General features: G+C 70.8%; 9 protein-coding genes and 2 rRNA genes (1 of these 11 only partly in view). 5 read left to right on the top strand and 6 right to left on the bottom strand.

Features of this window, described 5'->3' with window-relative positions:
- Positions 1-277 precede the first annotated feature (277 nt).
- The 4 genes from AW27_RS20580 to mtrA form a co-directional block, all read right to left on the bottom strand.
- Complete coding sequence (locus tag AW27_RS20580) at positions 278-1,006, bottom strand: ComF family protein (RefSeq protein ID WP_037923211.1); 729 nt, start codon at positions 1,004-1,006, stop codon at positions 278-280.
- A gap of 58 nt (positions 1,007-1,064) precedes the next feature.
- Positions 1,065-2,951 carry an LpqB family beta-propeller domain-containing protein gene (locus tag AW27_RS20575; protein ID WP_078556609.1) on the bottom strand — a complete coding sequence of 629 codons (1,887 nt, stop codon included), beginning with the start codon at positions 2,949-2,951 and terminating at the stop codon, positions 1,065-1,067.
- Positions 2,941-4,803, bottom strand: coding sequence for an MtrAB system histidine kinase MtrB (gene mtrB, locus AW27_RS20570; RefSeq protein ID WP_037924216.1), 1,863 nt, complete (start codon positions 4,801-4,803; stop codon positions 2,941-2,943). The genes AW27_RS20575 and mtrB overlap by 11 nt, the downstream gene beginning before the upstream one ends.
- Before the next feature lie 88 nt (positions 4,804-4,891).
- Positions 4,892-5,581, bottom strand: coding sequence for a two-component system response regulator MtrA (mtrA, locus tag AW27_RS20565; protein ID WP_189747360.1), 690 nt, complete (start codon positions 5,579-5,581; stop codon positions 4,892-4,894).
- A 234-nt stretch (positions 5,582-5,815) separates the two neighbouring features.
- Between mtrA and AW27_RS20560 the strand changes: the two genes are divergently transcribed.
- Genes AW27_RS20560 through AW27_RS20540 form a run of 5 tightly spaced genes read left to right on the top strand, consistent with a single transcriptional unit; the run spans position 5,816 to position 11,513 of the window.
- The gene (locus AW27_RS20560; RefSeq protein ID WP_037923205.1) at positions 5,816-7,063 is read left to right on the top strand and encodes a hypothetical protein; all 1,248 of its coding nucleotides are present in this window, start codon (positions 5,816-5,818) and stop codon (positions 7,061-7,063) included.
- Positions 7,064-7,073: 10 nt separating this feature from the next.
- Positions 7,074-7,751: a DUF4129 domain-containing protein gene (locus AW27_RS20555; protein ID WP_037924213.1), complete on the top strand. Its 678-nt coding sequence runs from the start codon at positions 7,074-7,076 to the stop codon at positions 7,749-7,751.
- On the top strand, positions 7,748-9,220 hold the full coding sequence (locus tag AW27_RS20550; RefSeq protein WP_078556607.1) for a DUF4350 domain-containing protein: 1,473 nt from the start codon (positions 7,748-7,750) through the stop codon (positions 9,218-9,220). The genes AW27_RS20555 and AW27_RS20550 overlap by 4 nt, the downstream gene beginning before the upstream one ends.
- Positions 9,217-10,203: an AAA family ATPase gene (locus tag AW27_RS20545; protein WP_037923203.1), complete on the top strand. Its 987-nt coding sequence runs from the start codon at positions 9,217-9,219 to the stop codon at positions 10,201-10,203. Before AW27_RS20550 ends, AW27_RS20545 begins: the two co-directional genes overlap by 4 nt.
- The gene (locus tag AW27_RS20540; RefSeq protein ID WP_037923201.1) at positions 10,203-11,513 is read left to right on the top strand and encodes a DUF58 domain-containing protein; all 1,311 of its coding nucleotides are present in this window, start codon (positions 10,203-10,205) and stop codon (positions 11,511-11,513) included. The genes AW27_RS20545 and AW27_RS20540 overlap by 1 nt, the downstream gene beginning before the upstream one ends.
- 255 nt (positions 11,514-11,768) lie before the next feature.
- Here AW27_RS20540 and rrf read toward each other — a convergent pair.
- Positions 11,769-11,885, bottom strand: a 5S ribosomal RNA gene (gene rrf, locus AW27_RS20535).
- Positions 11,886-11,964: 79 nt separating this feature from the next.
- Positions 11,965-14,258: ribosomal RNA gene (locus tag AW27_RS20530) — 23S ribosomal RNA — on the bottom strand (it continues 825 nt past the right edge of the window).

Here is a 14,258-nt window from a genome sequence, read left to right as displayed (position 1 = left end):
CGCACCAGACTCCGGTGAAGGCCGGAGCCTCGGACTTGGCGACTTTCACCTCCTCCTCCCCCATCGGCAAGATCTACACCCCACCGACTTCGGAGTCGAGAGAACAGCCTCCTGAGTTCCTCACCACCGAACATATCCCTGTATGACGGTTGTCGGCACCCGCTACCGGCACGTACTTCCAGTCCGGTGGCCGTTCCCTCGTACTACCTGCAACGATGGGCCTTCCCCTCCAGTTCCAAATGTATTCACGGGATTTTCCTCCCGGAGACGTTGCAGGTCACCGCGCCGCCGTCCCGCGAGATCGCGCGAAGGAGTCCGCCGGCGCGGCGACCACCGCTGCCCGCAGCACGGCCCCCGGGCCCGCCCCGGCACCCGCCGCGCGCACCGCCCGGGCCGCCTCGGCCAGCGTCGCCCCGGTGGTGATCACGTCGTCCACCAGTACGACCCGGGCCCCGCCCGTCAGCCGTGCCCCGTCCCGGCACACCGCCAGCGCCCCGGCGAGGTTCTCCCGGCGCTCCCGGGCCCCCAGACCCGCCTGGTCGGCCACGGCCCGCCGCAGCCCCAGTACGGGCGCCACCCGTGCGGCGACCCCGGCCCGCCGCAGCCGCCCCGCCGCGGCCAGGGCGATCCTGCGGGCCGGATCGTGCCCGCGCGCCCGCACCTGCCGCCGCGCCGAAGGAACCGGCACCAGCGCCACCTCGGCCCGGCCCGGCCCCGTACCGCCCGCCAGGACGGCCGCCGCCAGCGCGTCACCCAGCACCCCGGCCAGGGGCAGCGCCCCGCGCTCCTTGTGGGCCAGCAGCACGCCCCGTACGGCCCCCTGGTAGGCGGCCGCAGCCGCTACCACCGGCAGCCCCTCGGGGCACGGAGACGGCCGCACCGGCCGCGCCAGGGACCCGCCGAGCGCGCCCCGGCAGTCGTCGCACACCAGCACGCGGGCGGCACCGCACCCGGCGCAGTCCGCCGGCAGCACCAGACCGGCGAGCTCCTGCCACCACCCCCGCATGACTCCACCCTGGCGGCCCGGCCCCCGGCCCGCCACCCCTGTGGACGACCGCAGGACCTCAGCCCGGGTAGACCGGAGACCCGCCGCCCTCGGCCACCGTGCGCCACTGCGCCCCCGGCGGCAGCCAGACGATCCCGTCCTCCGAGTACGCCACGACCGGCTTCGGCTTCGACTCGTCCTCCGCCGCGGCAGCCGCGACCTCGGCCAGCCCCGTGGCCCCCGGCAGACTCGCCGCGACCACCGAGCCGTCCGCCAGCATGTAGCGGGCCTGCTGCACCCCGCGCTTCTCCCGGCCCACCACCAGCAGCCGGCCGCGCGGCGCCCAGCTCATCGTGGTCACGTCCGCCATCTGCGGGGCCGCCGGACGCAGCTCGCGCACCGACACCGCGGAGATGTCACCCTTCGTGTCGGGCCTCTCGACCCGCCCGATGTAGAGGAGCTTGCTGCGCGCGTCCTCCTCCAGCAGCAGCGCGATCCGCGCCCCGTCCGCGGACGCCTTCAGCGAGACGATCCGCCGGTTGTCGAGCCCCGCGACCTGCACCCTCTCGGGCGTTCCGGTCCCGCCCGGCACCCGCCACAGACCCGGGTGCTGCTGATCCCGGTCCGCGACCCACAGATCGCCCGAGGCGTCCCAGCTCGGCGCCGTCAGCGTCTCCGCCTTGCCGCCCCGGCCGATCGGCACCTGGGCCGGCATCGGCCCGCCCCCAACCAGCGACACCACGTACAGGCCGTGCCCGTCCTCGGACACCACGGCCGCGCGCCGCTCGTCGTGCGAGACCGCCGCCGAGCTGACCTTGAACACCGGAGCGGTCGCCAGCGGCCCCGGCACCGGCTCGGTACGGATCTGCTGGTCCTCACCGCCCACGTCGAGCTTCATCCGGACCAGACGCTTCTCGTTGTCGACGAAGTACTGGTACTCCGGGATCTTCGGCCGGTTGGCGATGGCGTCCGCGCTCACCGAGGTCACCGAACACAGCGAGGACGTCTTGTCGTCGGAGGAGCGCAGCAGTTCGACCTGGTCGAGCCGGGAACCCGTCAGGTCCTTGACCGTGTAGAGCAGCTGGGTGGCCATCTTCTTGCACTGCGGCTGCGCGACGTTGCCCACCTTGTCGTTGAGCGGCACGCGCAGCGTGTTCTGGCCGTCGTACGAGAGGGACTTGGTGCCCGTGCGCAGTTCCGTACCGGTGGGGAAGCTGGACTCCACGACCGGCGCGAGCCACCGGGACGGCCCGGCGAGGAGCGACTGCACGGTCTGCGTGGTCGGGTCCATCCGCGAATCGGGGTCGCTGCGCTGGCGCACGTAGACCGGGTCGGCGACGAGCGTGTCGCCGGCGAAGTAGTACTTGTTCACCGGCATGTAGATGCGCTGGAAGTCCGACTCGCTCAGCACCAGGCCGTTCGGCGGCGTCGAGATGCGCCACTGCCGGTCCTCGTCCTGAACGAGCTGGAGCTGCTCCTCGTACTCCCTGGCGCCGGTCTGCGGCTGGTACGCGCTGTGCTCGTCGACGGTCGCGAGCAGCTTGCCCGTCACCTTCCAGCGAGGCCCCTCGGGATCCTTCTCGCCGCGCACCGCGACCCGGTTGAGGCCGGACGAGAGCACGGTGACGACGGAACTCGGCTTCCAGGACTTCGCGGCCGCCGGCGTGAGGTACTTGCGGGCGGTCTCCAGCTGCGGGTCGTCACTGGTCATCGCCTCAAGGAAACCGTCGACGATCTCCGCCGGGGTGGCCTTGTCCGCGGGCGGCACGCCGAACACCCGCACCTGCGAGTCCACGCCCTGCGAGGCCTGCACCGCGCGGATCTCGCCGCTGTCGGGCATCGAGGCGCAGCCCGCCAGCATCAGCCCGGCCGCAGCGAAGGCGTACGCCCGCACGGTGCGCAGGCGCCGGCGCCGGCCCTTCACCCGTGCGCTTTCCCACCGCGCGTCCACGGGCTCACCGTCCATCGGCTCGATCCTCCTGTTGTACCTGCTCGGCCGGGCGGGCAACGACCCGCGCCCCGCTCCCCGGCAGGGCGGTCGGGTCGGCGGGCACCGCCTGCGCCCCGGCGACGGGCGGGCGCGGCGGTATCGGCGAGCGGTCCCCGGCATCGGGCACCGTGCGTTCGGTCCCGGTGCCCGACGCCGCGGCCGCGGCGTCCGCGGCAGCCTTGGCCCGGTTGGCCCGGGAGTCCTCCGGCTCCAGCGGGATGGGCGAGCCCCGCAGCGGCTCGTCCGCGGTACGCGGCAGCGTCAGCCGGAACTGCGAACCGCCGCCCGGCTCGCCCCATGCCTGGAGCCATCCGCCGTGCAGTCGGGCGTCCTCCACGGCGATGGACAGGCCGAGGCCGGTCCCGCCGGTCGTGCGCGCCCGCGCCGGGTCGGCCCGCCAGAAGCGGTTGAAGACGCGGGTCGCCTCGCCGGGCTTGAGTCCGACGCCGTAGTCCCGTACGGCGACGGCGACGGCCCCGCCGGCGGACGCCAGCCGCACCACCACGTCGCGCCCCTCGCCGTGCTCGACGGCGTTGACGACGAGGTTGCGCAGGACCCGCTCGACGCGCCGCGAGTCGGCCTCGGCGATCACCGGCTGGGAGTCGCCGAGGACCCGGATCCGGGTGCCCTTGTGCTCGGCCAGCGGCTCCGCCCCGTCGATGACGCGGCGCACGACCTCCCGCAGGTCGATCGGCTCCGCCTCCAGGGCCGCGGCTCCGGCGTCGAAGCGGCTGATCTCCAGGAGGTCCGCCAGGAGCGACTCGAAGCGGTCGAGCTGCCCGGCGAGCAGCTCGGCGGAGCGCGCCGTCACCGGGTCGAAGTCGACGCGGGCGTCGTGGATGACGTCGGCGGCCATCCGGACCGTCGTCAGCGGGGTCCGCAGCTCGTGGCTGACGTCCGAGACGAAGCGGCGCTGCATCCGGGACAGCTCCTCCAGCTGCTGGATCTTGTTCTGGAGGTTCTGCGCCATCTTGTTGAAGGCCTCGCCGAGGCGCGCGATGTCGTCCTCGCCGGTGACCTTCATCCGCTCCTGGAGCCGACCCGCCGACAGCCGCTCGGCGATCCCGGCGGCCATCCGCACCGGGCTCACGACCTGGCGCACGACGAGCCAGGCGATACCGCTCAGCAGGACGACGACGAACAGCCCGGCGGTGGCGATGGTGCTCTTGACCAGGTTGAGGGACTCCTCCTCCTGGGTCAGCGGGAAGAGGTAGTACAGGTCGTACGGGTCACCGTTGATGTCGGTCAGCCGCTTGCCGACGACCAGCGCCGGCTCGGGCTCCTTCTTGTCGGCCCCGCTGGAGTAGCGGATCTGCGAGAAGGTCTCGAACGTGCCGGTGCCGTGGTTGACGGCCCGGCGCAGACTGATCGGCACGCTGGCCGTCGGATCCACGTTCCCGGAGGCGCGGGCGCCCCGGACGCCCTGCGCGCCGGGCTGGGGCTCCTCTCCGGTGCCGGCACCGAGCGCGACCACCTCGAAGGCGGTCTGGCCGCCACTGGCCAGCTGCTTGACCAGGGAGTTCATCCACGTACTGGCGTCACGACCGACCTTGTTGTCGGTCGCGTCGGGCCCGTCCACGGTCGCGGGGGTGTTGGCCTTCTCCTGCGCCACCGCGAACCCGCCCGCGGCCTGGCTCTGCGCAGCCTCCTCCTTCGCGTCGAGGAGGCCCTTGCTGACCTGCGCGATGACGACGAAGCCCAGGGCCAGCACCACGGAGAGCGAGATCAGCAGGGTGGCCGCGACGACCCGGAGCTGGATGTTGCGGCGCCACAGCCGGACAGCCGGAAGCAGCGGCCGCCGTACGAGACGTACGAACAGCCGCAGCATCCGGCCGGCGGGAGCCCCGTCCCGGAGCAGCCTGCCGGTCCACAGGCGGGAACCGCCCCGGACCCTGCCCGAGGTGCCGGACTGCACGTCAGCTGGGTCCGGCCTTGTAGCCGACACCACGCACCGTCACGACGATCTCGGGGCGCTCCGGATCCTTCTCGACCTTGGAGCGCAGCCGCTGCACGTGCACGTTGACCAGGCGGGTGTCCGCCGCGTGCCGGTAGCCCCAGACCTGCTCCAGCAGCACCTCGCGGGTGAAGACCTGCCAGGGCTTGCGCGCGAGCGCGACCAGCAGGTCGAACTCGAGCGGGGTCAGTGCGATCGAGGCGCCGTCGCGCTTGACCGAGTGTCCGGCCACGTCGATGACCAGGTCACCGATGGCCAGCTGCTCGGGCGCGGGCTCCTCCGACCGGCGCAGACGGGCCCTGATACGGGCCACCAGCTCCTTCGGCTTGAACGGCTTGACGATGTAGTCGTCGGCCCCGGACTCCAGGCCCACGACCACGTCCACCGTGTCGCTCTTGGCGGTCAGCATGACGATCGGCACGCCTGACTCGGCCCGGATCAGCCTGCAGACCTCTATGCCGTCCCGTCCGGGCAGCATGAGGTCCAGCAGCACCAGATCGGGCTTCGCCTCCCGGAAGGCGGCCAGCGCCTTGTCGCCGTCCGCTACGAACGACGGCTCAAAACCTTCTCCCCGCAGCACAATGCCGAGCATCTCGGCCAGCGCGGTGTCGTCGTCGACGACGAGCACGCGTCCCTTCATGGTTGACATCATCCCATTAGCCAATCGTGACCCGGCGGTGAGCTGTCCCACAGCCAAAAGGGCTGGAAATCGCCCCTCGGACCTGCGTGGACGTCGGCCCGGCCGGTCTCGCCCGGATCCGGGCGACACTTGAAGGTACGGGCTGCCGGGTATCCGGGGGGACGGCTGGTCCGTTCGGGGCCCTCACATGGCACGATGGCAGCGACCAGCGCCCCCGCCGCAGCAGGTGGATGTGAAGGAGCGACGATGAACGACTCTCCGGGCTGGGCTACGCCCGGATCCTCTCCGTCCGACGGCGACCGGCAGGGCTCCCCTGCCGACCGGCCGGGCAGCGACGGCGGCGCGCAACAGCCCGCACGGCCCACCGGCGACCCCAAGTGGTCCGCCGAGCAGCCACCGCCGGGCCAGTGGTCGAGCCCCGGCGCCACGCCCCCGGCCGACACCCCGCAGCCCCCGGCGCAGCCCTCCGGCGGCTGGGGGCAGCAGCCCGCGGCCCCGTACGGCGGCCAGTACGGCTACCCGGGCGGACCGGGCCAGTGGGGCCAGCAGCCGCCCGCCGCCAAGCCCGGGGTGATCCCGCTGCGCCCGCTCGGCCTCGGCGAGATCCTCGACGGCTCGGTCGCCACCCTGCGCACGCACTGGCGCTCCATCGTGCCCATCACCCTGGTCGTGGCCACCGTCATCCAGGTGATCAGCGTCTTCGTGCAGAAGTACATGCTGAGCGACCTGCCCCTCAGCTCGGCCGAGGACATGACCGCCGAAGAGGCGATCGACAGCCTCGGCAGCACACTCACGGTGTCGATGGTGGACCAGTTCATCCAGGTCCTCGGGACGATCGTGGTCACCGCCATGCTGACGATGATCTTCAGTCGGGCGATCCTGGGACAGCACTCCACGGTGTCGGCCGCCTGGCGCGAGGCCCGCCCCCAGCTGCTGCGCCTGATCGGCCTGACCCTGCTGCTGGCCCTCGGCATCATCCTGCTCGGCGCCGTCCTGGTGCTGCCCGGAGCCCTCGCGGGCAACGCCGACCTGATCGTCATCGGCTTCGTCGCCTGGGTGCCCCTCATCATCTGGCTCGGGATCAAGTTCAGCCTGGCCTCCCCCGCCCTGATGCTGGAGAAGAGCACCGTCATCAAGGCTTTCACCCGCTCCTCGAAGCTCGTCCGCGGCGCGTGGTGGCGCGTCTTCGGCATCACGGTCCTCACGGCCCTCATCGCCTCCATGGTCGCGCTGGTGGTCTTGGGGTTCTTCCAGATGATCGGCGTCTTCGCCTTCGGCGGCATCTACTCCCTGGCGGACGGCAGCGCCCAGACCGCCTGGGGGCCGCTGATCTTCTTTGGCATCGGCCTGATCATCGCCCAGACGATCATCATGCCCATCCAGTCCGGCGTCACCGTCCTGCTCTACGTCGACCAGCGCATCCGCCGCGAGGGCCTGGACCTGGAACTCGCCCGGGCGGCCGGCATCGAGAACTACGGCACAACCGGAGGCTGACCCACCAATGATGAGCACGGGGGGCCTCATCACCCGCACCGCGGCACTCCTGCCGACCGGGGAGACACCACCGGTGACGACACCGCGCGCGCCCGCCCAGGAAGCGGCGGAGCACGAACTGTCCAAGCCGATGTACCACGAGAGCGACCCGAGCCTGGTGGACCGCGCCCTACGCGCGTTCTTCGAGTGGCTCGACGACCTGTTCGGTGCCGCCTCCGGGGCGACCCCCGGAGGCACCGCGGGCCTGCTCGCCGTCCTCCTCCTGGTCGTCCTCGCCGTCGCCGCCCTGTGGTGGCGCCTGGGCTCCCCCCGCCGCACGGCCGCCGCCGCCGGCACCCTCTTCGACGACGGCGTCCGCAGCGCGGCCGACCACCGCACCGCCGCGGAGGCCCACGCCACCGCCGGCCGCTGGACGGAGGCCGTCCAGGAACGCATGCGCGCGGTGGTCCGCTCCCTGGAGGAGCGCACCCTGCTGGATCCGCGCCCGGGCCGCACCGCCGACGAGGCGGCCGCCGAGGCCGCGGTCTCCCTGCCGGAGCATGCCGCCGCCCTCCGCGCCGCCGCCCGCACCTTCGACGACGTCACCTACGGCGGCCGCACCGCGGACGCCGACGCCTACGCCCGCCTGCGCACCCTCGACCTCACCCTGGACCGTGCCAAGCCGCTCCTGACGGGACCCGCCTCATGACCGGCCCGACCCAGCCCTGGAGCACCCCGGAGCACCCCCCGGCACGGTCCGGCACCGAGGCCGCCCCCGGCACCGGAAGCACACCGGGCCACCGCTCGGGCGCCTCCGAACCCCTGCCGGCACGGTCCGGCACCGAGGCTTCCGCCCCGGCCGGGCGCGAGCCGGGGCCGTCCCCGCGCAGCGCCGAGCAGCATGCCGCGCCATCGTCCGGGCCCGGTCCCGCCCCGGCCCCGGCCCCGGCCGCCGCGGGACCCGGCGAAGGCCCCGGCCGGGGTACGGTCACGGCCGCCACCCCCGCCGCAGCGCACCACCCGCGCCGCGCCACCCGCACGGCACGCCGCACCGCCGCCGTCCTGGCCGTCGTCGCCGCCGGCGCCGTCATCCTCGCCGCCCTGAATTCCGGCACCCGGCACGGCGCCCTCGACCCCCGCTCCGCCGACCCGGCGGGCAGCCGTGCCGTCGCCGAGCTCCTCAGGGAACGCGGCGTCACGACCCGCGTCGTCACCACCGCCCGCGAGGCCGCCGACGCGGCCGGCCCCGGCACCACCCTCCTGGTCACCGAGCCGGACCTGCTCGGCGCCGCCCAGCGCAGCGCCATCCGCTCGGCCATCGACCTCTCCGGCGGCCGCACCGTCCTGCTCGCCCCCGGCGACCCCAGCCTCTCCGACCTCTCCCCCGGGGTCCGCACCGAGGGCGACGCCGCCACCGACGACCTCGCCCCCCGCTGTACGCTGCCCGCCGCCGAATCCGCCGGCCGCGCCGGCACCGGCGGCGGCCTCCGCTACAGCACCGCCCTCCCCGGCGCCATCGCCTGCTACCCCAGCGGCGGCCACCCCACCCTCCTCGTCCTGCCCACCGGCACCACCGGCGGCGACACCGTCCTCCTCGGCTCGGAGACGGTCCTCCTCAACGAGAGCCTCGCCGAGGAGGGCAACGCCTCCCTCGCCCTGCAGCTCCTCGGCTCCCGCCCGGACCTCGTCTGGTACCTGCCGTCCCTCGCCGACTCCGACGCCGGCACCGGATCCGGCGACGAGGACAAGACCCTCTTCCAGCTCGTTCCGGCCGGCTGGTCCTGGGCCCTGCTCCAGCTCCTCCTCGCGGCCGTCCTGGCCGCCCTGTGGCGCGCCCGCCGACTGGGCCCCCTCGTCACCGAGAGGCTCCCTGTCGCCATCCGCGCCTCCGAGACCACCGAGGGCCGCGCCCGCCTCTACCGCAGGGCCGGGGCCCGCGACCGCGCCGCGACCGTACTGCGCGCCGCCTCCCGCGAGCGTCTGGCCGCACTGGTCGGCGTATCCCCCGCCCAGGCCCACGAGGCGACTGCGCTGGTCCCGGCCGTCTCCGCCCGCCTGACCGGCGGATCCCTGGACGTGACCGCCCTCCTCTTCGGTACCACCCCTTCCGACGACGCGGCGCTCGTCGCGCTCGCCGGCCACCTCGACGCCCTCGAAAGAGAGGTCCGCACCTCATGACGTACCCGGCCACCGAGTCCACGGCCGCGACCGCGGACAGCGCCCGCGCTTCCCTCGAAGCGCTCCGCACGGAGATCGGCAAGGCCGTGGTGGGCCAGGACTCCGCCGTCACCGGTCTCGTCGTCGCGCTCCTGTGCCGCGGCCACGTCCTCCTCGAAGGTGTCCCCGGTGTCGCCAAGACCCTGCTCGTGCGCGCGCTGGCCGCGTCCCTGGAGCTCGACACCAAGCGCGTCCAGTTCACCCCGGACCTGATGCCCAGCGACGTCACCGGCTCGCTCGTCTACGACGCCCGGACCGCCGCGTTCTCCTTCCAGGACGGCCCCGTCTTCACCAACCTCCTCCTCGCGGACGAGATCAACCGGACCCCGCCCAAGACGCAGTCCTCACTCCTGGAGGCGATGGAGGAACGCCAGGTCACCGTGGACGGCACCGCCCGCCGGCTCCCCGAGCCGTTCCTCGTCGCCGCCACCATGAACCCGGTCGAGTACGAGGGCACCTACCCCCTCCCCGAGGCCCAGCTGGACCGCTTCCTCCTCAAGCTCACCGTGCCCCTCCCCTCCCGCGAGGACGAGATCGGCGTCCTGAGCCGCCACGCCGCCGGCTTCGACCCCCGCGACCTGAAGGCCGCCGGCATCCGCCCGGTCGCCGGACCGGCCCAGCTCGATGCGGCCCGGGAGGCCGTCTCCCGGGTGTCCGTCTCCCCCGAGATCGCCGGCTACGTCGTCGACATCTGCCGCGCCACCCGCGATTCGACCTCGCTCGTCCTCGGCGTCTCGCCGCGCGGCGCGACCGCCCTGCTGGCCACCTCCCGCGCCTGGGCCTGGCTCACCGGCCGCGACTACGTCACTCCCGACGACGTCAAGGCCCTCTCCCTCCCGACATTGCGCCACCGGGTCCGGCTGCGTCCCGAGGCGGAGATGGAGGGTGTCACCGCCGACGCCGTCATCACGGCGATCCTCTCCCACGTCCCCGTCCCGCGCTGATGGCCCTCACCGGACGCGCCGCGCTGCTGGCGGCCCTCGGCAGCATCCCGGTCGGCTTCCTGGAGCCGAGCTGGGCGGGCATGCTCGCGGTCAACGGCCCGATCGCCCTGGCCTGCGCGGTCGACTACGCCCTGGCCGCACCGGTACGCGGCCTCGTGCTGGCCCGCTCCGGCGACAGCTCGGTACGCCTCGGCGAGCCGGCGGACGTCCACCTGGCCATCACCAACCCCTCCGGCCGCACGCTCCGGGCCCGTGTCCGCGACGCGTGGCCGCCGAGCAGCTGGGCCCCGGGCACGGAGGCGGCCGCTTCCCGCCACGAGCTGGTCGTCCCGGCGGGCGAGCGCCGCCGCCTGACCACCCGGCTGCTCCCGACGCGTCGCGGCGACCGCCACGCCGACCGTGTCACCATCCGCTCGTACGGCCCGCTGGGTCTGTGGGCCCGCCAGGCGTCCCGGCCGGCGCCCTGGACGGTCCGCGTCCTGCCGCCGTTCACCAGCCGCAGGCACCTGCCGTCCCGGCTGGCCCGACTGCGTGAACTGGACGGCCGTACCAGCCTCCTGACCCGCGGCGAGGGCACCGAGTTCGACAGCCTGCGCGACTACGTGCCGGGCGACGACACTCGTTCGATCGACTGGCGTGCCACGGCCCGCCAGCACAAGGTGGCCGTCCGCACCTGGCGCCCCGAACGGGACCGGCACATCCTGATCTGCCTCGACACCGGCCGCACCTCGGCGGGCCGGGTGGGCGACTCCCCCCGCCTGGACTCGGCCATGGACGCGGCCCTGCTCCTGACCGCCCTGGCGACCCGCGCCGGCGACCGGGTGGACCTCCTGGCCCACGACCGCCGCCCCCGCGCCCAGGTGCAGGGCCGCGCGGCGGCCGACGTCCTGCCGTCCTTCGTCAACGCCATGGCCACCCTCGAACCGGAGCTGGTCGAGACCGACTCCCGCACTCTGGTGTCGACCATCCTCCGGAATGCCCCACGCCGGTCCCTGGTGGTCCTCCTGACGAGCCTGGACGCCGCCCCGATCGAAGAGGGCCTGCTGCCGCTCCTGCCGCGGCTCACGCAGCGTCACACGGTCCTGCTGGCCTCGGTGGCCGACCCCCATGTGGCGGCGATGGCCGCCTCACGGGGAAGCGTGGACGCGGTGTACGAGGCCGCGGCCGCCGCCCAGACCCAGTCCCAGCGCCGCCGCACGGCCGACCAGCTCGCCCGCCATGGCGTCCACGTGGTGGACTCCACGCCCGACGCCCTGGCCCCGGCCCTGGCCGACGCCTACCTCTCCCTCAAGGCCGCAGGCCGCCTGTAGGGCACCGCGGCTGGATGCCCCGGGCGCCCTGGGCGCCCTGGGCGGGCACCCCTCAGAGGGACGCGCTCGCTCACCGACGTCTGGACGCTCGACACGAGCGGCCTCACGAGCTACCGCTCAGACTGGTGACACGGGGCGGCAGCGACGCCGTTACGCGCGTATGCGCCGGATGCGGCGCTGGTCATGCCGGCGCGACCGGCCCGTGAACGCGGAAAAGCCCCGTACCAGAAGGTACGGGGCTTCCCCACAACAATTGTTCGGCGGCGTCCTACTCTCCCACAGGGTCCCCCCTGCAGTACCATCGGCGCTGAAAGGCTTAGCTTCCGGGTTCGGAATGTAACCGGGCGTTTCCCTAACGCTATGACCACCGAAACACTATGAAATTTAGAACGCTGGCATGTCATCACAGCCGTTCGTTATTTCAGAACTAACACAGTGGACGCGAGCAACTGAGGACAAGCCCTCGGCCTATTAGTACCAGTCAGCTCCACCCGTTACCGGGCTTCCACATCTGGCCTATCAACCCAGTCGTCTACTGGGAGCCTTACCCTCTCAAGGAGGTGGGAATACTCATCTTGAAGCAGGCTTCCCGCTTAGATGCTTTCAGCGGTTATCCCTCCCGAACGTAGCCAACCAGCCATGCCCTTGGCAGGACAACTGGCACACCAGAGGTTCGTCCGTCCCGGTCCTCTCGTACTAGGGACAGCCCTTCTCAATATTCCTACGCGCACAGCGGATAGGGACCGAACTGTCTCACGACGTTCTAAACCCAGCTCGCGTACCGCTTTAATGGGCGAACAGCCCAACCCTTGGGACCGACTCCAGCCCCAGGATGCGACGAGCCGACATCGAGGTGCCAAACCATCCCGTCGATATGGACTCTTGGGGAAGATCAGCCTGTTATCCCCGGGGTACCTTTTATCCGTTGAGCGACGGCGCTTCCACAAGCCACCGCCGGATCACTAGTCCCGACTTTCGTCCCTGCTCGACCCGTCGGTCTCACAGTCAAGCTCCCTTGTGCACTTACACTCAACACCTGATTGCCAACCAGGCTGAGGGAACCTTTGGGCGCCTCCGTTACCCTTTGGGAGGCAACCGCCCCAGTTAAACTACCCATCAGACACTGTCCCTGATCCGGATCACGGACCGAGGTTAGACATCCAGCACGACCAGAGTGGTATTTCAACGGCGACTCCACACCAACTGGCGTTGATGCTTCAAAGTCTCCCACCTATCCTACACAAGCCGAACCGAACACCAATATCAAACTGTAGTAAAGGTCCCGGGGTCTTTCCGTCCTGCTGCGCGAAACGAGCATCTTTACTCGTAGTGCAATTTCACCGGGCCTATGGTTGAGACAGTCGAGAAGTCGTTACGCCATTCGTGCAGGTCGGAACTTACCCGACAAGGAATTTCGCTACCTTAGGATGGTTATAGTTACCACCGCCGTTTACTGGCGCTTAAGTTCTCAGCTTCGCAACCCCGAAAGGTCACTAACCGGTCCCCTTAACGTTCCAGCACCGGGCAGGCGTCAGTCCGTATACATCGCCTTACGGCTTCGCACGGACCTGTGTTTTTAGTAAACAGTCGCTTCTCGCTGGTCTCTGCGGCCACCCCCAGCTCAGAGTGCAAGACTCATCACCAGGAATGGCCCCCCTTCTCCCGAAGTTACGGGGGCATTTTGCCGAGTTCCTTAACCATAGTTCACCCGAACGCCTCGGTATTCTCTACCTGACCACCTGAGTCGGTTTAGGGTACGGGCCGCCATGAAACTCGCTAGAGGCTTTTCTCGACAGCATAGGATCATCCACTTCGCCACAATCGGCTCGGCATCAGGTCTCAACCTTCATGAGGGACGGATTTACCTACCCCTCGGCCTACACCCTTACCCCGGGACAACCACCGCCCGGGCTGGACTACCTTCCTGCGTCACCCCATCGCTTACCTACTACAAGTCTGGTTCGTCGGCTCCACCACTTTCCATTCCCCGAAGGGTCCGGAACGGCTTCACGGACTTAGCATCGCCTGATTCGATATTGGGCGTTTCAAAGCGGGTACCGGAATATCAACCGGTTGTCCATCGACTACGCCTGTCGGCCTCGCCTTAGGTCCCGACTTACCCTGGGCAGATCAGCTTGACCCAGGAACCCTTAGTCAATCGGCGCACACGTTTCTCACGTGTGTATCGCTACTCATGCCTGCATTCTCACTCGTGAACCGTCCACAACTAGCTTCCGCTGCTGCTTCACCCGGCACACGACGCTCCCCTACCCATCACAGCCTCCGTTGGGAGTATTGCTGCAATGACACGACTTCGGCGGTACGCTTGAGCCCCGCTACATTGTCGGCGCGGAATCACTTGACCAGTGAGCTATTACGCACTCTTTCAAGGGTGGCTGCTTCTAAGCCAACCTCCTGGTTGTCTCTGCGACTCCACATCCTTTCCCACTTAGCGTACGCTTAGGGGCCTTAGTCGATGCTCTGGGCTGTTTCCCTCTCGACCATGGAGCTTATCCCCCACAGTCTCACTGCCGTGCTCTCACTTACCGGCATTCGGAGTTTGGCTAAGGTCAGTAACCCGGTAGGGCCCATCGCCTATCCAGTGCTCTACCTCCGGCAAGAAACACACGACGCTGCACCTAAATGCATTTCGGGGAGAACCAGCTATCACGGAGTTTGATTGGCCTTTCACCCCTAACCACAGGTCATCCCCCAGGTTTTCAACCCTGGTGGGTTCGGTCCTCC

Source organism: Streptomyces sp. PCS3-D2 (assembly GCF_000612545.2).
Classification (GTDB): Bacteria; Actinomycetota; Actinomycetes; order Streptomycetales; family Streptomycetaceae; genus Streptomyces.
Note: the sequence above shows the minus strand (reverse complement) of the source record. Positions and strands in the feature narration are given on the sequence as shown.

Bases quoted from the DNA above. Each gene is read 5' to 3' on its own strand.
- AW27_RS20580 (WP_037923211.1), bottom strand. From the start codon at position 1,006: ATGCGGGGGTGGTGGCAGGAGCTCGCCGGTCTGGTGCTGCCGGCGGAC.
- AW27_RS20575 (WP_078556609.1), bottom strand. From the start codon at position 2,951: ATGGACGGTGAGCCCGTGGACGCGCGGTGGGAAAGCGCACGGGTGAAG.
- mtrB (WP_037924216.1), bottom strand. From the start codon at position 4,803: ATGCTGCGGCTGTTCGTACGTCTCGTACGGCGGCCGCTGCTTCCGGCT.
- mtrA (WP_189747360.1), bottom strand. From the start codon at position 5,581: ATGATGTCAACCATGAAGGGACGCGTGCTCGTCGTCGACGACGACACC.
- AW27_RS20560 (WP_037923205.1), top strand. From the start codon at position 5,816: ATGAACGACTCTCCGGGCTGGGCTACGCCCGGATCCTCTCCGTCCGAC.
- AW27_RS20555 (WP_037924213.1), top strand. From the start codon at position 7,074: ATGAGCACGGGGGGCCTCATCACCCGCACCGCGGCACTCCTGCCGACC.
- AW27_RS20550 (WP_078556607.1), top strand. From the start codon at position 7,748: ATGACCGGCCCGACCCAGCCCTGGAGCACCCCGGAGCACCCCCCGGCA.
- AW27_RS20545 (WP_037923203.1), top strand. From the start codon at position 9,217: ATGACGTACCCGGCCACCGAGTCCACGGCCGCGACCGCGGACAGCGCC.
- AW27_RS20540 (WP_037923201.1), top strand. From the start codon at position 10,203: ATGGCCCTCACCGGACGCGCCGCGCTGCTGGCGGCCCTCGGCAGCATC.